At 42.4% G+C, this 23,746-nt stretch carries 22 protein-coding genes; 10 read left to right on the top strand and 12 right to left on the bottom strand.

What is annotated here, in order from left to right; translation table 11 throughout:
- Positions 1-94: 94 nt before the first annotated feature.
- Positions 95-1,363, top strand: a complete 1,269-nt coding sequence (locus tag ACE3G9_RS08245) for an MATE family efflux transporter (RefSeq protein ID WP_449218921.1) — start codon at positions 95-97, stop codon at positions 1,361-1,363.
- 149 nt (positions 1,364-1,512) lie between these two features.
- Here ACE3G9_RS08245 and ACE3G9_RS08240 read toward each other — a convergent pair whose 3' ends face one another.
- Positions 1,513-1,944 carry a DUF805 domain-containing protein gene (locus ACE3G9_RS08240; RefSeq protein ID WP_449218897.1) on the bottom strand — a complete coding sequence of 144 codons (432 nt, stop codon included), beginning with the start codon at positions 1,942-1,944 and terminating at the stop codon, positions 1,513-1,515.
- Positions 1,945-1,968: 24 nt separating this feature from the next.
- On the bottom strand, positions 1,969-2,319 hold the full coding sequence (locus ACE3G9_RS08235) for a 5-carboxymethyl-2-hydroxymuconate Delta-isomerase (protein ID WP_417880392.1): 351 nt from the start codon (positions 2,317-2,319) through the stop codon (positions 1,969-1,971).
- A gap of 219 nt (positions 2,320-2,538) precedes the next feature.
- Here ACE3G9_RS08235 and tpiA point away from each other — a divergent pair, with 219 nt between their 5' ends.
- Positions 2,539-3,309: a triose-phosphate isomerase gene (gene tpiA, locus ACE3G9_RS08230; protein ID WP_417880393.1), complete on the top strand. Its 771-nt coding sequence runs from the start codon at positions 2,539-2,541 to the stop codon at positions 3,307-3,309.
- Positions 3,310-3,508: 199 nt separating this feature from the next.
- Here the strand turns inward: tpiA and pfkA are convergent, their stop codons facing one another.
- The 3 genes from pfkA to uvrD form a co-directional block, all read right to left on the bottom strand.
- Positions 3,509-4,471, bottom strand: a complete 963-nt coding sequence (gene pfkA / locus ACE3G9_RS08225) for a 6-phosphofructokinase (protein ID WP_417880394.1) — start codon at positions 4,469-4,471, stop codon at positions 3,509-3,511.
- 326 nt (positions 4,472-4,797) lie between these two features.
- Positions 4,798-5,697 (bottom strand): CDF family cation-efflux transporter FieF, encoded by a 900-nt coding sequence (fieF, locus tag ACE3G9_RS08220; protein WP_417880395.1) that lies wholly within the window; start codon positions 5,695-5,697, stop codon positions 4,798-4,800.
- A 33-nt stretch (positions 5,698-5,730) separates the two neighbouring features.
- On the bottom strand, positions 5,731-7,902 hold the full coding sequence (gene uvrD / locus ACE3G9_RS08215) for a DNA helicase II (RefSeq protein WP_449218896.1): 2,172 nt from the start codon (positions 7,900-7,902) through the stop codon (positions 5,731-5,733).
- Between the two features lie 320 nt (positions 7,903-8,222).
- On the opposite strand from uvrD, the gene ACE3G9_RS08210 reads away from it, so the two are divergent.
- From ACE3G9_RS08210 to ACE3G9_RS08185, 6 genes are all read left to right on the top strand, one after another.
- The gene (locus ACE3G9_RS08210) at positions 8,223-8,873 is read left to right on the top strand and encodes a DedA family protein (protein WP_449218895.1); all 651 of its coding nucleotides are present in this window, start codon (positions 8,223-8,225) and stop codon (positions 8,871-8,873) included.
- A gap of 73 nt (positions 8,874-8,946) precedes the next feature.
- Positions 8,947-10,035, top strand: a complete 1,089-nt coding sequence (locus tag ACE3G9_RS08205) for a D-alanine--D-alanine ligase (protein ID WP_417880447.1) — start codon at positions 8,947-8,949, stop codon at positions 10,033-10,035.
- 81 nt (positions 10,036-10,116) lie between these two features.
- Positions 10,117-10,668, top strand: coding sequence for a DinB family protein (locus tag ACE3G9_RS08200; RefSeq protein WP_449218894.1), 552 nt, complete (start codon positions 10,117-10,119; stop codon positions 10,666-10,668).
- Between the two features lie 16 nt (positions 10,669-10,684).
- Positions 10,685-11,455, top strand: coding sequence for an NRDE family protein (locus tag ACE3G9_RS08195; RefSeq protein WP_449218893.1), 771 nt, complete (start codon positions 10,685-10,687; stop codon positions 11,453-11,455).
- Positions 11,452-11,922, top strand: a complete 471-nt coding sequence (locus ACE3G9_RS08190) for a YHS domain-containing (seleno)protein (RefSeq protein ID WP_449218892.1) — start codon at positions 11,452-11,454, stop codon at positions 11,920-11,922. The genes ACE3G9_RS08195 and ACE3G9_RS08190 overlap by 4 nt, the downstream gene beginning before the upstream one ends.
- Positions 11,923-12,006: 84 nt before the next feature.
- Entirely contained in the window at positions 12,007-13,746 is a 1,740-nt protein-coding gene (locus ACE3G9_RS08185; protein WP_417880401.1) for a lysophospholipid acyltransferase family protein, read from the top strand.
- 150 nt (positions 13,747-13,896) lie between these two features.
- Here ACE3G9_RS08185 and ACE3G9_RS08180 read toward each other — a convergent pair whose 3' ends face one another.
- From ACE3G9_RS08180 to norR, 4 genes are all read right to left on the bottom strand, one after another.
- Positions 13,897-15,360 carry an SLC13 family permease gene (locus ACE3G9_RS08180; RefSeq protein WP_417880402.1) on the bottom strand — a complete coding sequence of 488 codons (1,464 nt, stop codon included), beginning with the start codon at positions 15,358-15,360 and terminating at the stop codon, positions 13,897-13,899.
- 227 nt (positions 15,361-15,587) lie between these two features.
- The gene (locus tag ACE3G9_RS08175) at positions 15,588-16,058 is read right to left on the bottom strand and encodes a Dps family protein (RefSeq protein ID WP_417880403.1); all 471 of its coding nucleotides are present in this window, start codon (positions 16,056-16,058) and stop codon (positions 15,588-15,590) included.
- Positions 16,059-16,202: 144 nt separating this feature from the next.
- Positions 16,203-16,580 carry a DUF1971 domain-containing protein gene (locus tag ACE3G9_RS08170; RefSeq protein ID WP_417880404.1) on the bottom strand — a complete coding sequence of 126 codons (378 nt, stop codon included), beginning with the start codon at positions 16,578-16,580 and terminating at the stop codon, positions 16,203-16,205.
- 38 nt (positions 16,581-16,618) lie between these two features.
- A complete protein-coding gene (norR, locus tag ACE3G9_RS08165) occupies positions 16,619-18,220 on the bottom strand; it encodes a nitric oxide reductase transcriptional regulator NorR (RefSeq protein WP_449218891.1) in 1,602 nt (533 codons plus the stop codon).
- A 237-nt stretch (positions 18,221-18,457) separates the two neighbouring features.
- Here norR and norV point away from each other — a divergent pair, with 237 nt between their 5' ends.
- Positions 18,458-20,026: an anaerobic nitric oxide reductase flavorubredoxin gene (gene norV, locus ACE3G9_RS08160; RefSeq protein WP_449218890.1), complete on the top strand. Its 1,569-nt coding sequence runs from the start codon at positions 18,458-18,460 to the stop codon at positions 20,024-20,026.
- On the top strand, positions 20,026-21,183 hold the full coding sequence (gene norW, locus ACE3G9_RS08155; protein ID WP_449218889.1) for an NADH:flavorubredoxin reductase NorW: 1,158 nt from the start codon (positions 20,026-20,028) through the stop codon (positions 21,181-21,183). The genes norV and norW overlap by 1 nt, the downstream gene beginning before the upstream one ends.
- A gap of 278 nt (positions 21,184-21,461) precedes the next feature.
- On the opposite strand, the gene ACE3G9_RS08150 is transcribed toward norW, so the two are convergent.
- From ACE3G9_RS08150 to ftnA, 3 genes are all read right to left on the bottom strand, one after another.
- Positions 21,462-22,649 (bottom strand): NAD(P)/FAD-dependent oxidoreductase, encoded by a 1,188-nt coding sequence (locus ACE3G9_RS08150; RefSeq protein WP_449218888.1) that lies wholly within the window; start codon positions 22,647-22,649, stop codon positions 21,462-21,464.
- 140 nt (positions 22,650-22,789) lie between these two features.
- A complete protein-coding gene (gene uspB / locus ACE3G9_RS08145; protein WP_449218887.1) occupies positions 22,790-23,113 on the bottom strand; it encodes a universal stress protein UspB in 324 nt (107 codons plus the stop codon).
- 81 nt (positions 23,114-23,194) lie between these two features.
- Complete coding sequence (gene ftnA, locus ACE3G9_RS08140) at positions 23,195-23,725, bottom strand: non-heme ferritin (RefSeq protein WP_237294408.1); 531 nt, start codon at positions 23,723-23,725, stop codon at positions 23,195-23,197.
- Positions 23,726-23,746: the final 21 nt, after the last annotated feature.

The following is a 23,746-nucleotide window of genomic DNA, read 5'->3' as shown; positions in this document are numbered from 1 at the left end:
ATCACCCTTAAACGCCTTAATTAGGAACATTATTTTCGTGACTTCATCACAGACTCCTTCGCTTGCTCGCCAATTATTTCAGCAAACCTGGCCGATGCTATTTGGCGTACTCTCGCTTATGAGCTTTCAATTGGTGGATAGTGCTTTTATTGGCCAGTTGGGAGTTTTACCGCTGGCAGTACAAGGCTTCACCCAACCAATTCAAATGGTCATTATTGGCTTACAAGTAGGTTTAGGAATCGCCACTACTGCTGTGATTTCAAAAGCACTCGGACAAAATAATTTTCGTTATGCTAAACAATTAGGTGGACTAGTCGTCACTATCGGTAGCATTGGTATTGCCTTATTTTCATTAATTATTTATGGGCTACGCAATCCAATCCTTGACTTATTAAGTGCGCCTGAAACCATTCAACCTATCGTGAATAGTTACTGGATTTATTGGCTTCTCAGCACGTGGTGTGGCGCTTTGCTGTATTTCTTTTATAGCTTATGTCGCGCTAACGGCAATACAATTTTGCCGGGAAGTATGATGATGGTGACCAGTCTACTTAATATAGTGCTTGACCCTCTATTCATCTTTACTTTCGGTCTTGGAATCAATGGTGCTGCGATTGCAACATTACTCTCCTTTTCAATTGGTTTGATCGTGGTAATGCCCAAAATATGGGCCAAAGATTGGATTAAATTTGACTGGAGCGACTTAAATATTCGTCGCAGTATTTTCTCACTCACTAACATTATGGGGCCGGCAATGGTGAGCCAACTATTACCACCGGTTTCCTCAATGCTTGCCACTAAGCTATTAGCTAGCTTTGGCACTACTGCGGTCGCAGCATGGGCAATCGGTTCACGTTATGAGTTTTTCGCCATCGTTGGCGTGTTAGCACTGACTATGTCGATGCCACCAATGGTTGGTAGGCTACTAGGTGCTAAACAATATAATGATATTAAAAAACTCACCACAATTGCGATTCGCTTTATCTTAATATTCCAATTAGCCATCGCCGTCATTACCTTTTTGGTAGCCAATGGTTTAGCGAATTTAATGACCAGCGATCAACAAGTAACCCATATTTTGTATTGGCATCTTACTATCGTGCCGTTAAGCCTTGGGTCATTAGGTGTTTGTATGTTGATGGTGTCGTTATCTAACGCGATTGGTCGTTCTTATTCCGCATTATTAATTTCAGCGCTGCGCTTATTTGTCTTCTTCCTTCCTTGCTTATGGTTAGGTGCCCAGCTCGCAGGCATTGAAGGCTTATTTATCGGTGCTTTGTTGGGGAACTTGTTGGCTGGATTGAATGCTTGGTTGATTTTCCGTAAAAGCTTTAAACAAATTACCCACAACTCAAGCGAATAAGCCAGATCTGTGGGTAATAATTGAGTGGCAAAGTATTTGAAATCTTAAACGTTAGACCCAAAGTAATTGGAGTTGCAGTGAGGCGGCAAATGATTGGGGTGAGTGAACGCGACCAACAAAGCTGCAACGTCAAGTAAGACGGGTATAGACTAGTGCTTTGTCGGCTCTGGCCCATAACGATTATCACCTTGGGTACCTTTTAGCAGGCCACATTCGACCAACATCCAAACACCACAAACAATCGCTATTATCGATACCAACGTTTGTATCATCGATGGCTCAACCGTTTCAGCACCACCAATCGGTGCCATTAAACGACCAGCAACCAAAGGTGCATGCATCAACAACCACCAGTTAGATTTATTGCGGTCATGCCAACGCTTTGCCGTTACCGCTAGATCTGGCACCAGTAAGGTAGCGCTCATAATAAAAATCGCTACGCCAGTAAAGCTACCAAATAGGTTTTGTGCTGAACTGCCAATAATTGCGAGCATCACAAGGTAGTAAAATAAATTCCACATCCAAAAACGCTGGCGTCCAATACGACCTTGGAAAGAAAAAAGCCAATGTTTAATTGCCATAACTAGAATAACCTTCGACATTAATTAAAAATTAGTCACTTTTTGAAAGCAACAACGATTCATATCGCGAATATTCACCGTTAAACTAGCCACAAAAGCCGCCTTAGCTTGCAATGCTTGCATCAAAGCTTCCGATAACGCTCGTTTTTGTTCATCACTGCGTCCATCCAACAATTCAACGGTAACATGAATAAAGCCGACACTATCCTCTAAATCTCCGATAAGCCAGTGATGCGTTCTTAAGGTTCTCGATTTTACATCCTTAACCTCAAATAAACCGCTTTGAATGGTCACTTGATGTAGATCTTCCAATAGCGCTTGAACATTAGCACGCTCTTCAATTGAATGAGAGTATTCCATCACAACATTTGGCATGTAAATTCCTTAATTAAAAACGTTAAAAATAGACGTAGAAGACGCCGCTTTATAAATGCTCTAGCTTAATGGCAAGTATCGATAAACTAAACTAGCATTATTGATCGTTTTGACATGATGAGAATCATGATCTCATCACATTATTCTGTTATATTCTTTGATAGCTCATTTAAGATCGTTCGGTCTTAATTTTAATTTAATCGAATTGGAGAATATCCTATGCGTCATCCTGTAGTTATGGGTAACTGGAAACTAAACGGCAGCAAAGAAATGGTTGTTGATTTGCTAACTGGTCTAAATGCTGAACTTGAAGGCGTAACAGGCGTCGACGTTGCAGTCGCGCCACCAGCACTATTCATCGATCTTGCTGAACGTACACTAACTGACGCGGGTAGCGCGATCATTCTTGGTGCTCAAAACACTGACCTAAACAACAGCGGTGCATTCACAGGTGATATGTCTCCTGCTATGTTGAAAGAATTCGGTGCCTCTCACATCATCATCGGTCACTCTGAGCGTCGTGAATACCATAACGAATCAGACGAGTTCGTTGCGAAGAAATTCGCTTTCCTAAAAGAGAACGATCTAACGCCTGTTCTCTGCATTGGTGAATCTGAAGCACAAAACGAAGCTGGCGAAACCGTTGCAGTATGTGCTCGTCAAATCGACGCAGTAATCAACCTTCTAGGTGTTGATGCTCTTGAAGGCGCAATCATCGCTTACGAACCAATCTGGGCAATCGGTACTGGTAAAGCTGCAACAGCTGATGATGCACAACGCATCCACGCTCAAATCCGTGCTCACATTGCTGAAAAATCAGAAGAAGTTGCGAAAAACGTGGTAATCCAATACGGCGGTTCTGTTAAACCAGAAAACGCAGCAGCTTACTTTGCCCAACCAGACATCGATGGTGCTCTAGTTGGTGGTGCTGCACTTGACGCGAAAAGCTTTGCCGCTATCGCTAAAGCAGCGGCTGAAGCAAAAGCGTAATTTATTCGTAGCTCGAAAGCTCGAAAGCTCGAAAGAATAAACATTAGACTGGCCATGTGTCAGTCTTTTTTTCGGGTCTAGGGTCTAGGGTCTAGGGTCTAGGGTCTAGGGTCTAGGGTCTAGGGTCTAGGGTCTTAAAAGCATAAAAAAACCGCTGACTTTCGCCAACGGTTTTACCAATCAAATCATTACCAACGAATTAGAATAACTCTTCAGCGACTTTATAAAGGTCAGTACGTACTGGACGCTTCATATTTTCAATCGCATCAATAATATCGTGGTGAACCAGCTCTTCTTTTTGGATACCAACACAACGACCACCGTGACCTTCAATCAATAAGTGTACCGCGTAGTTACCCATACGAGAAGCTAACACACGGTCAAATGCTGTCGGACGACCACCACGCTGAATATGACCAAGAACAGTTGCACGGGTTTCACGACCAGTTGCTGCTTGAATATCTTTTGCTAATTCATCTGGGTCCATTTGTAATTCAGTCAAAGCAATAATGGCATGCTTCTTACCTTTCGCAATTCCATCTTTGATATTTTGGATTAATGCTGGTTTATCTAAATTATTCTCAGGGGTGATGATGTACTCACAACCACCGGCAATTGCAGACATCAAAGTCAAATCACCACAGTGACGACCCATGATTTCAACAATCGAAATACGTTGGTGTGATGTAGAAGTATCACGTAGACGGTCAATCGCATCAATAACGGTATTTAATGCCGTTAAGTAACCAATCGTGTAGTCAGTACCTGCGATATCGTTATCGATTGTGCCTGGTAAACCGATACATGGGTAACCCATTTCAGTCAGTTTTTTCGCGCCCATGTAAGAACCATCACCACCGATAACCACTAGCGCATCAATGCCGTGTGCTTTTAAGTTTTCAATCGCTTTTTCACGAACTGCCAATTCTTTAAACTCAGGGAAGCGAGCAGAACCAAGAAAAGTGCCGCCACGGTTAATTACATCAGAAACGCTTGAGCGATCTAGTTTCTCAATACGGTCTTCAACCAAACCAAGATAACCATCGTAAATACCAAAGACTTCTAACCCTTCACCTAATGCGGTACGCACGACACCACGAATTGCTGCGTTCATGCCTGGTGCATCGCCACCACTTGTTAAAACACCGATCTTCTTAACCATGATCACCCTCTAAAAATATTAAAAAAAGAAACTCATTTGTTCAGCTACCGAAACTGGCTATCTATTTTTAGCCTAATACTTAATTGGCAACTCAACCCAATTCTTCGCTAGTCCGTTTACTGGCTTCTTTAACTACGAGCCTTTATCCCAGCGTGAAAATTACATAAATAACATTAAGCATAATATACAAGTTTGACGCTTAGTGATGTTGATTCATATCACTATCAACTGCGTTTTATCTGCCTATAAGATAGACATTAACCACTAAATTGTCTCAATAATAATGAGCCAAGTCACATAATTTTATGTTATTCACCGCATTTCGGCTAATTTAACGGCTGATATTTTACGTCAGGTACCACCGATATTGGATCTTGATGAATAAGCACATCTGAATGAGGAAACAATGTCTCTAATTTACCCTCTACTTCATCGGAGATGCGATGCGCTTCAACCAAAGGTAAATTATCATCAAGCTCAATATGCACTTGAATAAAGCGTACCGGACCTGACATGCGAGTACGTAGATCATGCGCGCCGAGTACCCCTTCTACTGACACACAAGCCAGATGAATCGCTTGGACTTCCTCTTCTGGTAACTGGCGATCTAGTAATGATTGCACCGCCTCTTGCGCCATTTGATAAGCGCTATACAGAATGTATAAACCAATCCCCACGGCAAATACTGCATCGGCTTGTTTTAAGCCATACCAACTTAATACCAGCGCAATCATGATCGCAATATTCATAAATAAGTCGGTTTGATAATGCAGAGAGTCAGCAGCAATAGCTTGGCTACCAGTTTTTCGCACGACATGCTTTTGAAACAGCACTAGCCCTGAAGTTAACAAAATAGCAAAACCACTGACCCACACACCAAGCTCTGGCGAGACCAATTCTTGCGGGCGGAAAAAACGGTCTACCCCATTCAGTAATAAGAAACACGCTGAACCTGAGATAAACATCGCTTGTGCCAATGCGGCTAAAGATTCTGCCTTACCATGACCAAATTGATGTTCGTCATCGGCTGGTTGAGTTGCATAGCGCACCACCAATAAATTAGTCAGTGAAGCTGCCATATCCAACAAGGAATCAACCAATGAAGCTAATAAACTTACTGAATTAGTTTGCCACCACGCCACTAATTTCACTAATAGTAAAATAGTCGCGATCACCATGGCGGCCCACGCGGCAGAGTTGACTAACTTAGAATACGTTTTATCCATGTTTATTTAACCAACCTATTTTTGAAGCATCTACTAAAGCGTCTCTAAACGAGCATATTCGGTCACTAGCCACTTAATACCTTCACCATTAAAGGCCACTTGTACTCGACTTTGTGCACCACTGCCTTCGAAGTTGATAATGGTACCTTCGCCAAATTTGGCGTGCTTAACTCGCTGACCTAATGAATAACCGGTGCTATTAAAATTTTCTTTGACTGCCGTTGCCCCAAATCGACCCGACGTAGCCGGACGACTCACCTGCGCTTTCATGCGAACTTCTTCCACACAGCTTTCTGGAATTTCACGAATAAAACGTGATGGCTTATGGTACTTATCTTGACCATACACACGTCGCATTTCAGCATAAGTAATATAAAGCTTTTGCATTGCGCGAGTCATACCAACATAACACAAGCGGCGTTCTTCTTCTAAACGCGCGGCATCTTCGGCCGACATTTGATTAGGGAACATCCCCTCTTCAACGCCCACCATAAACACTAATGGGAATTCCAAACCTTTAGCACTATGCAGTGTCATTAACTGTACTGCATCGGTAAATTCATCCGCTTGCCCTTCACCCGCTTCTAATGCAGCATGTGATAAGAAGGCCGACAACATACTCATATCATCAGCTTCTTCGGGCTTTTCAAACTGGCGTGCTGCGGTAACCAGTTCTTCTAAGTTCTCAATACGTGCCTTGGATTTTTCGCCCTTTTCCATTTCATACATGGCAAATAGACCGGAGGATTTAATTGCATGGTCAAATTGTTCATGTAGTGCTAAATCAAAGGTGTCATCTTCCATCGCATTGATTAACTCAATAAAACGGCTAAATGCACTCGCCGCACGGCCAGATAATACTTTCTCATCAATTAATTGAACGCCAGCATGCCATAAGGTAGTACCACGATCACGCGCCGTCATACGAATGGTCTCTAATGTTTTATCCCCGAGCCCACGAGTTGGCGTATTCACAATACGTTCAAATGCAGCATCATCATTACGATTGTTCATCAAGCGCAAATAACTCAAAGCATCTTTGATTTCTTGACGTTCGAAGAATCGCATACCGCCATAAATACGATACGGCAAACGCGCTTGAATTAACGCTTCTTCCAAGACACGAGACTGAGCATTGTTACGGTACAACATGGCACAATCGACTAGAGGGGTACCCTTTTCATGCCATTCTTTAATTTTATTGACCGCAAAGCGCGCTTCATCCAAATCGTTATAAGCCGAATACAGAGAGATTGGCTCACCGTCATGACCATCGGTCCATAAGTCTTTACCCATACGCTCAGTATTATTGCTGATCAGCTCATTGGCAGCATTCAGGATATTTTTGGTCGAGCGGTAATTTTGCTCCAAACGAATGGTATGCGCGCCGGGGAATTCACGCAGGAACTTTTGAATATTGTCGATTTGTGCGCCACGCCAGCCATAGATCGACTGATCATCATCACCGACAATCATCACATGCGAATCCGCTCCAGCCATCATGCGTAGCCAAGCGTATTGAATATTATTGGTATCTTGAAATTCGTCGACCAAAATATGCTTAAAGCGCGCTTGATAATGTTCACGCACATGCACTTTATCGCGCAGTAATTCATGGCAACGTAGTAGGATTTCAGCAAAATCGACTAAGCCTGCACGGTCACAAGCCTCTTGATACGCTTGATAAATTTGCAGATAGGTTTTAGCGACCGGATCATGATAAGTATCGATATGACTAGGGCGTAAACCCTCATCTTTCTTACCATTGATCCACCAGCTGGCTTGCTTGGCAGGAAATTGCTTTTCATCGAGATTTTGCGCTTTGATCAAACGGCGCAGTAGACGAACTTGGTCTTCCGAATCTAAGATTTGAAAATCTTCCGGTAGTTTCGCATCCATATAATGGGCACGAAGAATACGGTGACAAATACCGTGGAAAGTACCATTCCACATGCCCGATGATGTCCCCATCATCAGCTCTTCAATTCGGCCACGCATTTCTTTAGCGGCTTTATTGGTAAAGGTCACCGACATGATCGAAAACGGCGACGCTTGTTCTACCGATAATAACCAAGCAATTCGATGAACCAACACGCGAGTTTTACCACTACCTGCGCCCGCCAATACGAGTAAGTTTTCCAATGGAGCGGCTACCGCTTCACGTTGTCTGTCATTAAGACCGTCGAGTAATAAAGAAGGATCCATCGTTATCTACTGGTTATTTATACATAAAAGCGAGTATACACGAACTTTTACTAGGATTTTAGACCACAAGGTGAGGTTTCATTTTTTGTACCGACAACTACACTAAAAATGGCCTTTGTATAAAGGAAACCCTATGTAAATGGAACATAACCCTGTCATCGTTTTGCAGCTTAAACCTTCAATAATAAAGGTAGGGACAATTATAAAATATTTTAGAAAATTCAGCGTGTTAAGAAATTCACAGAATAACATTGAAATTTAAATGTGCATTATGGGTTCTTTATCAGTGATGTTTTATTAATCAAATAGACTAAATTCGAATGGAAGACTACATAACCTTACTCCAACCCAAAATGATACAACAAAATGCATGGTTAGCCTTTATTGGCATCGTGCTGCTGTCGTATTTGTTGGAAGACTTGGCAATTATCACCGCCGCGGTAATGGCAAGCCAAGGTTCGATGTCTTTTGAAGTGGCGTTATTAGCCATCTTAGTCGGTATCGCCAGTGGAGATGCGTTGTTGTACGCCTTTGGAGTATGGGCAAGACGTTGGCGCGCGCTGCGTTATCGCTTATTGAGCATGCCATTATTGCGTCAAGCTAGACGCCGCTTAAAACATCACGCCATTATCAACATTGTTATCATCCGTTTTATTCCCGGTCTACGTAGCGTCAGCTTTACTTTATGCGGCTACTTTCGCATTCCATTTCATCAATTCTTGATTGCGGTGTTATTGGCGACAGCCGCATGGACAGCCTTAGTCTTCGGCATCATTTACCAGATCGGTAGCACCGAGTATTTACAACAACATCCACAGAAATGGTTGCTTGGCCCAATCGCATTAATTTTATTGTGGGGAGTAAACCGTATTGCGGGCCGCTCATTTCATCACAATATCAAAAGCTCAAATCGCAACCGCAACCTAGCCGAACTCTCTCAATCCCATCGCATTTCAAAAGGGAAACTTTAATATGTACGCAACGCCTGAAGATCGCACTGAGACATTAACTAGGCAACCATCATCTGCGTTACCCAATCAAGGTATGCCGACAATGGATGATTCGGGTAAGGCTGTTTCTCGTTTTGAGTTTTGGCCAACTTGGTTCTTCTATACCCCAGTGGTTTTACAAAGCTTATGGTATGGCGTGAAATATCGTGATTTTCGCCTGCCTATGGTCGCCAACCCACACATCAAACTCAGCGGTATGGTCGGTGAATCGAAACAAGAAATATTAGAACTGGCGGGCGATTACGCCAAACAATGGATCCCGCCGTTTGTTACCTTAACCAAACAAACTGAATCAGAGCGATCTTCCTTATCAGCGCAATGGCTAGAAGCCAAACAAGCCATGATTAATGCCGGATTAAACTACCCAGTGGTTGCCAAGCCAGATCAAGGTTGCCGTGGGGTCGGCGTACAGTTGGTGGAATCCGATCAAGAGCTACAACAATACATCACCTCTTTCCCAGATCATGCTCGCTACATGCTGCAAAAAAAATCGCCTTATCAAGCCGAAGCTGGGCTATTTTATATCCGTTATCCTAACCAAGCAAAAGGCAAAGTATTCTCGATCACCCTTAAATATTCACCGGTAGTAATCGGCACAGGAAAGCACACTCTGCGTCAATTGATTGAACAAGACCCACGCGCCAGTCAGCTTGCGCATTTATACCTACCTCGCCATCAAGATCAGCTCGAACAGGTTTTGGATCATGGCAAACCTTTCCAACTCGCCTTTGCCGGTAGCCATAGTCGTGGCTGCATTTTCAAAAATGGTAACGCTTATATTACCGATGCCCTCGCCGAAAAATTAGACCAGATTTTTGATGACTACCCCGGCTATCACTTTGGGCGCTTGGATGTGAAATTCAAAGACATTGACTCGCTGATGCAAGGCAAGGATTTCGATATTTTAGAAATGAATGGTGCGAGCAGCGAGGCGGGACACATTTGGGATAGTAACACCCCACTCAAAGAGATTTTTTCTACCTTGCTTTATCAATATCGCTGCTTATATGAAATTGGCGCATTGCAAAAAAAAGCCGGCCATAAAGTCCCCACGTTTGGCGAATTGTTCCGCGCGTTAAAGCAAGAAAAACAATTAATTAAACACTACCCAGCTACTGATTAAAAAACGAATTAAGGGCTTTAAGCACACGCAGCTTAAACACTTTATAGAACGTAAGAAGGTAAGAAGGTAAGAAGGTAAGGAATGTCGACATCTATGGCAGCATCATCAGACAATCACAATGCTCACCATCCATTAGTGAGTGCCAATCTTGAAGGGATTGAGCAAGCTCTTCAGCTACTAGGGCAACTTGATAACGCTCAATACATCTATATTGCCATGCCTTATGTACAAAGCAGCATAGGGGGTCACTTGCGTCATATTAATGATATGTACTTTGCCCTGATGAACTACCCGCAAGGGGTTATCGATTACGATCAACGTCGCCGCGGTGCCTTAGTCGAAACACAGCGTGAAGTCGGTATTGATGAGCTACAGACCATAAAAAGTTGGTTACTCGCACTAAATAAACAAGACTTAACAACGCCGGTTACCATCAAAAGTGAAACCTCGATTTACCAACAAAAAATATGTCAGATGACTTCTAGTCTAGAGAGAGAATTGCTGTTTGTGTCGAGCCATACGACTCACCACTTTTCGGTGATGAGAGTCAACGCCGAAGCTTGCCAGATTCAAACCGACGACATTTTTTCTTATGCGCCTGCCACCGCGAGTTATTTGAGGGGGCTATGTTAATGAGGAGACTAAGCTAATGTGTACCTTAACGTGGCGAGTCACACCAAGTGGCTATCAAATACTGTTTAATCGTGATGAACAGAAAACCCGTTCGATTGCACTACCGCCTCAAGCTTTCAGCAAACAAGATAGCGTGGCTTTAATGCCCATCGACCCAGATGGACAAGGCACCTGGGTAGCCACTAATAATCACGGTTTGAGCCTATGTTTACTGAATTTTTATCAAGGACAAACCCCAAGCTCCGCCAAACAAAGCCGTGGACAACTGGTACGCCAATTGGCTTATTGTCAAAATTACGCACAAGTTGCTGAGCAATTAACGACCATCAATTGGAGCGACTACCCACCATTTAGCTTATTAATTTTTGATCCGGAAAAACTGACTCCAAATGACCAGATACCCACGATTATCTGGGATGGACTTGAAGTGTTTCCGCGCGAGCAATCGAGCCCGATCACGTCCTCTTCGCTTGAGTTTGAACAAGTGCAAGCCTCGCGATTGGCTTACTTCAACCATCAAGCTAAACATCGAATCAAGCATCAAACCAAACATCAGACGCAACCTAGCTTCAGTCAATTACGGGACTACCACATGAGCCATTCGCCACAAGCCGGCGCGCACTCGGTATGCATGCATCGTGATGACGCCCAAACCGTTAGCTTAACCATGATCAATGTCGACGCTAACCGCATCACAATGGATTACCAACCTGGTTCACCATGTCAGTCTCAAGCCATACATAGTCTGACAGAACCAAGAATCATAAAGACGGAGATACCAGCATGAAAGCCTATTGGAAAGCGCTAACATTTACTCTGTTACTTGTTTGCCAGACCTTGTTTAGTACTCAAGCAATCGCCGCAAGTGACCCTATTTATACTGGCTTTTTCAGCAATAAAGCGCTCGAAGGCTATGACACGGTGGCTTACTTTACCGAAGGCAAAGCGCTGGAAGGTTCAAGTAACTTTAAAGCCAAATACCAAGGCGCCGAATGGTGGTTTACCAGCAAAGAACATCTCGATATGTTTACCGATGATCCTGAAAAATACGCGCCTCAATACGGCGGTTACTGCGCTTGGGCAGTCGGTGAAAAAAATCAATTGGCACCGGGTAATCCACATCAATGGACTATCCATCAAGGAAAGCTATACATTAACTACGACCAAAGCGTTCAAGAGACTTGGCTTCCTAAAAAAGACAACTTTATCAAAGCCGCGAATCAAAACTGGCCGGCCATTTTAGATGAATCATAAAACGAGTCTGTAAAAAAATTGAAAGATTCAACGAGTAAGTTAGATAAATAATGAAATGAATCGATAGTTACCTAGGAGCTTGATATGCAAACTAGTCCTTTTCGCTTACCCAACGTGACGCCTTTTCGCCTACTAGAACGTGCCGCGGAAAGAGTCACCGGCCTGCACACCTTAGATACTTACTATCGAGAATTGCCAAGAGATCTCGACACTAAAAGCTTTTTACGTCACACCTTAGAAAAGCTAGGACTACAATATCAAGTCGCCTCTGGTCACCTTAGTAATATTCCGGCAACGGGGCCTTTAGTGATCGTCGCCAATCATCCACTCGGCGCGGTGGAAGGCGTGATACTGGCAGAAATGTTGTTGCAAGTTCGCCCTGATGTCAAAATACTGGCCAATCAATTTTTAAAGAGATTACCGGAGCTTGCGCCACTCTTTATTAGTGTCGATGTATTTGAAGGAAAAAATGCCGTTAGTGCCAATATCAAAGCACTACGCGAAGGACTGAAACACCTGCATAATGATGGCGTATTATTGGTTTTTCCTGCCGGAGAAGTCTCAAGTATTGACGAGCAAGGGCAGCTCAATGACAAACCTTGGAGTCGTTCAATCGCCAAATTAATCAAACGTAGCAATGCCAACGCGCTTGCTATACATATCAACGGTCATAATAGTAAGCCTTTTTATTGGGCGGGTATGCTTCATCCCTACTTGCGAACTGCCCTGTTAGGCCGAGAAATGCTCAATAAAACCAATCAAATGATCGATATTTCAATTGGAGATCTGATTGATCGAAATGAGATTGAAAGCTTATCAAGTGAACAACATATCGTTGATTATTTAAGATTAAATACTTACTTACTCGCGCCTAGAGCTGAACATCAAGCGCCTAGTTTGCCCCACCAAACTGCTGTGATCGCACCGATCTTACAAGATCGATTGGTTTCGGATATTCACAAACTACCAACATCAGCCCACTTATTAAACTTTAAAAACTTTGATGTTTATTGCTGCGACAGCTCTGACATACCGAATGTGTTACAGGAAATAGGTCGAATTCGCGAGGTCAATTTTCGCCTCGTTAACGAAGGTACAGGAAAAAAATGTGACCTTGATGAATTTGATCACGACTATCAACACCTCTTCATTTGGGATAACAAAGCCCAAAGATTAGTCGGTGCCTATCGACTCGGTTTAACCGATCGCATACTGAAAAATAAAGGCGTCAAAGGTTTATACTCTCGCACCCTATTCCAATTTGATGAAACCTTGATCAATCAATTTGGTCATGCGATTGAAATGGGCCGCTCAGTGATCGACTTACCTTACCAACGTAGTCTGACTGCATTACTGTTATTGTGGAAAGGCATTGCCACTTACACCTACCGAAACCCACAATATACCCACTTATTCGGCCCGGTCAGCATTAGTAGTGAATACAGCCCCACAGCACGTGAATTAATGGTATCTACCCTTGAAATGCATCATTTCGATAAAGATAACGCTACGTTAGTCAAAGCCAGTAACCCACTGAAAAAAAGTAAAAACAACTTCTGGCGGGCTGATATGTTATCGTCATTGGCCGATATTCAACTGCTCTCTAAAGTGCTCACCCGTTTAGGACAAAAAAGTATTCCTGTATTGCTAAAACAATACCTCAACCTAAATGGTAAGTTGATATGCTTTAATGTTGATAAAGACTTTAATGATGCACTTGATGGATTAATTGTGGTGGATCTACGTAAAGTGCCGCAACGTACTTTGGCAAAATATATGGGAAAAGAGGAAAGTTTGGGGTATTTGAAAAAACATAAGGCGTAACTCGAGCACTCCGTTTCTCGTAGCTCGTGTCTCGAAAAAGAAAAAAAGCCGATAACAATGACAGTTATCGGCTTAGTTAAATCACTACAGCATCATCGAGTTACGAGCAGCGTAGCGCCCTAGAAGCAAAGCGCTCGAGCAACGTTCCCCCTACATCCCAAACACCCAAGCGGCCAGCGTGTAGCTTAATGCGGTAATAATAAAAATACCCATTATATTCAATGCAAAGCCTGCGCGGATCATTTCTTTGATTTTAAGTTGACCGGAAGCAAATACGATGCTGTTTGGTGGTGTGGCCACTGGCATCATAAAGGCGCAACTTGCCGCCAGTGCTGCTGGAATCGCTAACATCATTGGGCCTTCCCCCATCGCAACCGCAATTGGTCCTAGTAACGGCAAGAAGCCTGCTGCGGTTGCAGTATTACTGGTCACTTCGGTTAAAAAGATAATTGCAGCGGTAACGATTAACATCACAACAATAATCGGCATGCCATTCGTTGCACCTAAACTATCACCAATAAAATCAGCTAAACCAGAAGATTTAATTTGCGCGGCTAAACTTAGGCCCCCACCAAATAATAATAATACGCCCCAAGGTAATTTCTTGGTACTTTCCCAATCAAGAACAAACTCTTGTTTTTTCGTATTTACTGGAATAACAAACAATAATAAAGCAGCAAAAATCGCAATACTGGTATCGTTGATCGGAAGCCCAGTCCATTTTGCTAATAGAGGACGGGTAATCCAACTAACGGCTGCACCCACAAAAATCACTGCAACCCATTTTTCACCCTTGCTTAATTTACCCAATAACTGCAATTGGTTTTTCAATAAACTGCGAGCATCACCTGCATCTTCATTTGGCAACTTATAAGACACCTTAGTCAGCCACAACCAAGCCAATGTCAGCATGACAATTGTAAGAGGTAATCCCACCATCATCCAACGACCAAAACCTAACTCAATTTGGTAAGAGCTAGATAAATAAGCGGCAAGCAGAGCATTTGGTGGTGTACCAATTAACGTTGCAAGCCCACCAATACTGGCGGAATAGGCAATACCCAATAATAAAGCACTGGCAAACTGTGGATTTTTATCGCCTTTCTCACCGCATACCATCGTAATAATTGACATACCAATTGGCAGCATCATCACCGCAGTTGCCGTATTACTCATCCACATAGAAAGAAACGCTGTGACTAACATTAATCCACCGACTTGATGTGCGGGTTTGTTCCCTACCGCTAACATCGCAATCAGTGCAACGCGCCGATGCAGATTCCACTTCTCCATCGCAAGCGACAACATAAAGCCACCAAGAAATAGGAAAATTAATGGGTTAGCATAGGCTGCAGTTGCGGTTTTAATATCCGCTGTACCGAGTAATGGAGAAAGAATGATTGGCAAAAATGACGTAACAGGAATAGGAGCAGCTTCGGTTACCCACCAAATAGCCATAAAGGTCGCTAAACCAATCATGCGCCAAGCAGGCTCTGTTAAACCTTCAAAAGGTGCAGGAAAGATAAGCGTTAAAATAAGAACTAAAGGACCAAGAATTAAACCTACATAACGCGAGCCGCCAGAGATTGATTCTTCTTGTGTTAATACTGACATAACTTCGTCACCTTATAATACATATCGTGTAGTGAATAAGTGTTAGTTTTAAATCATATTTTAATTGAGCAGAACTAAAAAGAAATCAGATCGTGATCAAGGTGTAACTTATTGTTTAATAAATGTGATCACTTTAACCTTTCTTTTGTTATGGTTAATTTAAATACAAAAAAGAGCCCAAGCATTCAAACTTGGGCTCAGATTCATTTATTGTCACTTATCTATTTTTATTGAAGATAAGCGTTCAGCATCCAACTTTCTTTTTCTTGCTGACTGATATAGTCACTCATCAGTGAAACCGTACCTTCATCATCAACATCGGCTGCAACTTTCACAATTTGACGTTGCTTAGTCAGTAGCACTCGGTAAGCCGATAAAATATTACCCACCGCTTCAGTACCATTCGACACATTCAAGGTTTCTTCCAGATCCGACATCTCTAAATAACGAGAGAAAGCATGAACTGGTGTACCACCTAGAGTCAAAATACGCTCAGCAATTTCATCTACTTTCAGAACCAGGTCGTTATAAATCTCTTCAAATTTTGCATGTAATTCAAAGAAATCGCGACCTTTAATGTTCCAATGATAACCACGTACATTGGTATAGAGAATTTGGTAATCTGCCAATAGTTGGTTGAGGTCATCTACTAATGTTGCTGTTTGTTGTTTATTCAAACCAATCATATTCTTTTCCATTATCGCCTCTCTTATCTTGAGTAGTGATTAACATTAACTTTGCTATGGATACAGAATATCCCTTCTAGTTAATAAGGGCTAATGGATTGAATATATCGATTTGATAGGTATAAGCTATTAACCATTTAGAAATGATTAAGCTACCTATTCACTATCTAATAACCCATCGATGGGTTTGCTATGAATTCTTGAGCTCTTAAACATGGCTTTATTACCGGTTTCTTCTTCCGCCCAAAAATTAATATTAAATTGAGCATCATCGCTGAGTTCAACACGATGCCAATATTGAGGTGGACTCGTGGCAAACGAACCGGCATTAATCACCACGACTTGCTCTGGTTCCGTGGCTTCTTCATTTGCAAATCCATAAAAAGTAACCGTTCCTTGCATGACACAGATCTGCCCAAACACACCTTCTGCGGTATTGTGATGAGTCAGCAACGCTTTAGGCACATTATCTTTAGTAAAAAAGTGAGTAGAACGTCGGATTTTCCAATGTTTTGGAATGACTAGATGGCTCATATATTCCCCTTAGGTATCTATTACTATCATGGTAGGTATCACTTTAATCCTAGGCGTCTTGCTAGTCGATGCAAATTACCACTGTCAATTTTCAACTCACGAGCAGTAGCAGACCAGTTCTGCTGATTATTATTTAGTGCATCCATGATCACTTGCGCTTGAAATATCTCAGTAGCTGCTTTTAGACCCAAGGAGTAATCGTTAGCTATATCAGAATTAACGGTATCCGCTAGCTGATTTTGATTCTCACTACCTTGCAGTGAGGTGGATTCTGCTTGTATCAATTCAAAATGATGGGGCTGTAAACTAATCGGGCTAGACTGATTATTTTCTGTTTTTGTTACTTTTTCGGTTTTTGCTACCTTTTCTGTTTTTGATAACACCGCCGCACGGTGGATAGCGTGCTCAAGCTGACGAATATTACCCGGCCAACTATATTGCCCCAATAACTGCAAAGCGGCAGAGGAGATACTCAAATGATTCAAATTCAATTTGTGTTTGCACTTTTCAATAAAAAAACCACTCAATAAGGTAATATCCCCAGTTCGATCTCTGAGCGCTGGAACATGAATAGGAAAGACACTCAAGCGGTGATATAAATCCGCCCGAAACTTTCCGTTCACTACATCTTGATGCAAGTCTCGATTGGTTGCGGCCACAATCCGGGTATTCACTTTAAGCACACTGTCATCACCAACTCGCTGCAAATCGCCATATTGCAATACTCGCAATAATTTAGATTGCAGTCCTAAAGGCAATTCACCCACTTCATCTAAAAATAGCGTGCCATTATCAGCTAATTCAAACTTACCTTTACGGTGACTGATCGCGCCAGTAAAAGCGCCTTTTACATGGCCAAATAATTCACTTTCCGCCACCGACTCAGGTAAAGCCGCACAGTTTAAATACACCAAATTTTGCTTGGCACGATTCGATTGATTATGAATGGCGGTCGCGACAAGTTCTTTACCAACCCCCGTTTCACCCATAATCAAAACTGAAAGATCGGTATTCGCCACTGCTTGGATCTGCATTCTTAAATCCATCATCGCGCCTGACTGGCCAACCATCTCCTCAGTTAAATTCATTTCTTTGGTGATATGAGAGTCCGCATCACTAGTATTCACCACCTGTGATTCCAATTGCTTCACTAATAAGGAGGTATGTAAGCTCGCGGCTGCCAATGCACTAATGGTCCGTAAGTCACCATCAGTGAAAGTGTCAAACTGATGAGCATCAAAGCCATCTATCGTCAGCGCCCCAATCAAATGGCCATGTGCAATTAACGGTAATCCGACACAAGCATGGACGTGTAACTTATCCCCTTTATTTGGGATCAGCCCATCATAGGGGTCAGCAATATCACTATCAGCTGGAAAGCGAACCACATCCCCCGCTCGTGCAATCGCTTCTAAACGGGGATGTTCATCAAGATTAAATCGTCGTCCCATCACCTCATCATACAAGCCATCAATCGCTAATGGCACGAACTGTTGGTTTCGATAAGCAAGCAATGCCGCTGCATCACAATTTAAAGTATTCCTTAATACTTCGAGAAGACGCTCAAAACGGTCTTGATTGGATATTCCTAACGTCAAATCAAGCGCGAGTTGCGTTATTTGTGAATGAAACTTCTGCATTTCCCTACTCTCTTTAATTTTCTTACTTGCTTTAAGTGCCATGTCAATATGACACATCAAATGTCTTTTTGACACCAAACAAACACTGTCATTATGACAACAAAAACAACACTAAAAGCATAAGATACTGAAAAACAATGAATTTAAAAGTTGGCACGCATGCTGCAATAGTATGGATAAGAAATTTATTCATTTACTTTTTATCCAAATTTAGAATTCATACTTAGGAGTCGTTTTATGTCTATTCATGTTAAAAATAATATCCACTGGGTTGGCCAACGTGATTGGGAAGTGCAAAATTTCCATGGTACAGAATATAAAATCACACGTGGCACCAGCTATAACAGCTACCTAATTAAAGAAGAAAAAACCGTTTTAATCGATACCGTCGATCATCGTTTTAGCCAGCAGTTTGTCCAAAACTTAGAAATGGAAATTGATCTTAACCAGATTGACTACATCGTTATCAACCATGCTGAAGAAGATCACGCTGGGGCTTTAGGCGCGCTATTAGCCAAAATCCCTAACACGCCAATTTATTGTACTGAGAATGCCGTTGATTCGATCACCGGTCACCACCACCAGCCTGATTGGAACTTTAATGTGGTGAAAACCGGCGACAGCATTGACTTAGGTAATGGCAAAGCACTTGTATTTGTCGAGTCCCCAATGCTGCATTGGCCAGATAGCATGATGACTTATATAACTGGAGATGCCGTGCTATTTAGTAACGATGCATTTGGTCAGCACTACTGTGATGAACACCTATTTAATGATGAAGTCGATCAGGTTGAGCTTTATGAGCAATGCTTACGTTATTACGCCAACATTCTGACACCATTTAGCCCATTAGTGACCTCTAAAATCCAAGAGGTGCTTAGTCTAGAGCTACCTGTTGATATGATCGCAACCGCTCACGGTATTGTATGGCGCGACAACCCAACTCAAATTATTCACCAATACCTAGAATGGGCGGATAATTACCAGGAAGATCGTATCACTTTATTTTATGACTCAATGTCGAACAACACACGAATGATGGCAGATGCTATTGCTCAAGGTATTAATGATGTTGATCCCAATGTGGCAGTAAAAGTGTTTAACGTCTCTTTGCACGATAAAAATGAAATTCTCTCTAATGTATTCCGTTCAAAAGGCATCTTGGCGGGCTCATCAACCATGAACAATGTCATGATGCCTAAAGTGGCTGGCATGCTAGAAGAAATCACCGGTTTACGCTTCAAAAATAAAAAAGCGGCAGCCTTTGGTAGTTATGGTTGGAACGGTGGTGCGGTTGACCGTATTCACACACGCTTAATGGATTGCGGCTTTGAAACAGCAATTAGCAAGAAAACCAAATGGCGTCCAGATGGTAAAGCGATGCAAGAGTGCCGCGACTATGGCCGTCAAATCGCAAAAGAGTGGGCACTGCATGACCTTTCTAATGTGGCTTATTCTGCACCTAAAAACGTCACTAACATCATGACAAATCAAGCCGTTGCACCATCAGCAAATGCAACAGAGTCAGCAGCGGAATCCACTCCTGAGTCAGTAATGGCAGAGCCAGAAAATGCTGCCAATTCGTCAGCCGATGAGCAGCAAGCCATGTTATGTACCGTTTGCCAATGGGTCTATGAGCCTGAACTTGGTGAACCCAACCAAGGTGTTGAACCTGGAACCGCTTGGGGGCAAGTACCTGAAGATTTCTTATGTCCTGAATGTGGTATTGGTAAAGAAGTGTTTGAACCTTGCACAAGCACATTAAGCAACAATATCGACAAAGATAACCAATCTCAGGTGGCGTAATGAGTAATCCAATTATGATCATAGGCAGTGGTTTCGCTGCCTATCAATTAGTGAAGGCATTACGCCGTTCAGATAAACAAACCCCAATCACAGTGATTACCGCTGATGATGGCCATGACTATAATAAGCCCGATCTTAGCCATGTGTTTACCAACAAACACAATGCCGATGCGCTTATCCGCCAAGCTGCAAATAGCTTCGCTCAAGATAATGAGATTACTATCTACACCCAAACCAAAGTGGAAACGATTGATCGCCATGCACAAAACGTGACAACAACCAAAGGGGATGTGCTTAGCTATTCCAAACTAGTCTTGGCGACCGGCGCTTCAACCTTTATTCCAGCGATGAATGGCTCAGCGGTTAAAGAGGTGATAACACTCAATAGCCGTATCGAGTATCAAGCCGCACAGCATAAACTTTACCAAGCAGAACATGTACTCATTATTGGCGCGGGCTTAATTGGCACTGAACTGGCAATGGATCTTTCAACATCAGGTAAAACCGTGTCGGTTGTTGATCCTTGCGACAGCGTCATGCAAACCATGTTACCAGATGCTATTTCTGCGCCTTTACAGAAAAAGTTAACCGCAGGTGGCGTGAAGTTACATTTAAATAATACCGTGCAAGCGCTCGAACAAACGGACTTTGGCGTAGAGGTGATTCTCAATTCTGGTGAACAATTTCTTGTCGATAGCGTTATTTCAGCTTCAGGACTCAAACCCAATATCCAACTAGCACAACAGACTGGTTTAACGGTAGATAAAGGCATCGTAGTCAATCGTCAATTACAAACATCCGATTCTAATATCTACGCACTTGGTGATTGTGCTCAAATTGAGAACAAAGTTCGCTCCTACCTACAGCCAACCTTATTAAGCGCCAACGTATTAGCTAAAGTCTTATCAAAAACAGCAGGCCCAGCAGCAACGTTAAAATTGCCGGCCATGTTGGTAAAAGTAAAAACGCCTAATTTGCCCATTCAATTAGCCGGGCAAACTGGTCAATCCGTACCAAAGTGGTCAATTGAATTAGATCAGCAAGGCATCACCGCCCGTGCATTTGATGACAATGATGAACTCGTGGGCTTTGTCACCACACAAAACCACATGAGTAATGCTTTGAAAATGCTCAAAACATTACCAGCATTAGTGTAGATAGAGCGAGGGAGGAGATATGAAAGTGCTAAATCATTATATCAATGAACTGCAAACATCATGGGCTAAATGGTCAGTAAACATGGTGAGCCGCCGAACACGGCATAAGCCAAGAGAGTGCGAACTCGAATCCTCCCCACTCCACCATGAGCTTGCTTGTGAGTATTATCAGATAACAAACAAGTAAGTATTTTTTGACTATACTGAAACAACATAAGTGGCCGATTTAAGGTTTCTTATGTTGTTTAATATGCATTGTGGTATTTAAAAAGTATAGTTTACACCCACTGCCCAGCAACAAAACCAGAGGCCCATGCCCATTGGAAATTATAGCCACCTAACCAACCACTTACGTCCATTACTTCACCGATAAAGTACAAACCTTGTACGCTATTACATTGCATGGTTTTTGATGACAAGTGTTTAGTGTCCACACCGCCTAGTGTCACTTCTGCGGTACGATAACCTTCAGTGCCGTTAGGGATAACGTACCAGTTTTGTAGTTGCTGATCGATAGCTTGCAGTTGATTTGGGTTAAATTGCTTAAGAGGCTTGTCTTGTAGCATTTTACGCTCAATTAACACTTCAACGAGACGCTTCGGCAGTACTTTGGCTAAGGTATTTTTCAAGCTTTGATTGGGATGTTTTTCTCTCGATTGGGTTAATAATTCTAAAGCATCCACTTCTGGGATTAGGTTGATGGTGACAGTTTGGCCCGGCTGCCAATAAGATGAAATTTGCAATACCGATGGGCCAGATAGACCACGGTGAGTAAACAGCAACGCTTCTTTAAAAACAGTGCCGTCTTGCGCGATAATTTCTGCCGGAATCGCGATACCGGAAAGCTCGGCAAAATCTTCTTTGTCTTCTTTGTGTAGCGTAAATGGCACTAGACCGGCAGTGGTGTTGATTACAGACAAACCGAATTGCTCTGCGACTTTATAGCCAAATGGCGTTGCGCCGAGTTTTGGCATAGAAAGCCCACCGGTTGCCACCACTAAAGATTCACAAGTGATTTCATCGTTGTTGGCTTTAAAACGAAAGCCGCTATCGGTTTTTTCAATATCGTGAATATCACAACGATAGCGCTGCGAAACATTTGGATAGTCACACTCCTTGAGGAGCATATCAACGATTTGCTTAGCAGAATCAACACAGAATAATTGACCGTGTTCGCGCTCTTCAAACTCAATACCGTATTTCGACACTAAGCTGATAAAATCCCAATTGGTGTATTGCGATAGTGCAGATTTCACAAAGTGCGGATTTTGGCAGAGATAGTTATTGGCACTGACATCGTAATTAGTGAAGTTACAACGACCGCCGCCAGAGATCAGGATTTTACGCCCTGGCTTTTTCGCATGATCGATCACTAAAGTTGTGCGACCTCGTTTTCCGGCCTCCGCTGCGCACATTAAGCCCGCGGCACCAGCACCGATAATCACCACATCATAATGAGTACTCATAACTACTTCTCTTGCTCTGCTTGCCTATATATCCAAATGACTTGGGTATATAGGCAAAATAAAAGGACGCGCGATTTTAACGCACATCCTTTCAATGTCACATCATTTGTTCAGCAGAAATATCAACCAATACTGTGAAGCTAAACTACAAATGCCATCAACAAAGTAAATCCAGCTAATCCGGAAGTTAATACGAACAGTTCACGAACTTTACTGCATTTATTAATAAAGACTTCTTCGTGATGATGAAGATACTCTTTACCTTTCAGATAGTGATAGAGACGAACTTGTTTAGTCATATTGCCATGAGTGCTAAAAAAGCCTCGACCATCGACTTGCTGGTAAAGAAGGGGATGCGCTTCTCTCATAATAAAAATAAGTGAGCGGAGTGCGGTGATATAACGCACTAAATTAATAAGGGTAACAATGGATAACGAGGTTAATAGTATATCTGCACTGATCATCTTTCCCTCCAAACATCATAAATGACAGGAGGAAAAGACAATCTCAACAACCGTTATATTGCCTTTGCTTTTCTCGATCGATTAAACGGTCGTAGAACCTGCCATCACAGATGATGAACCTTGTTTTGCTAACTCAGCTAGGTCTTTATCAATGAAGAACAAGGCCTTGCCATCTTCACCAACTAACTCTAACTTATCTAAAATCCCTTTAAACAATTTCTCTTCTTCGTGTTGCTCTGCCACGTACCACTGCAAAAAGTTAAAGGTTGAGTAGTCTTGACTGGTAAAAGCTAAGTGAGCCAATTTATTGATGCATTGAGTGATCATTTGCTCATGTTCATAAGTTTCACGGAACACATCACCTAGGCTATCAAAATTATGCTTTGGCGCATCAATCGCACCTAGAATTGGTAAGCCACCGGTTTCACTCACGTAAGTAAATAAACGCTGCATGTGTTCCATCTCTTCAGTTGCATGAGTACGTAGAAACTCTGCTGCACCTTCGAAGCCTTTATCTTCACACCAAGCACTCATCTGTAAGTATAGATTAGATGAGAAAAATTCTAGGTTAATTTGCTCATTCAACTGTTCAACCATTGCTTTAGACAGCATTTGTGACTCCTTCAATATTTT

This window comes from Vibrio sp. E150_018 (assembly GCF_053544035.1).
This window is presented reverse-complemented; position numbering and strand designations above follow the sequence as displayed.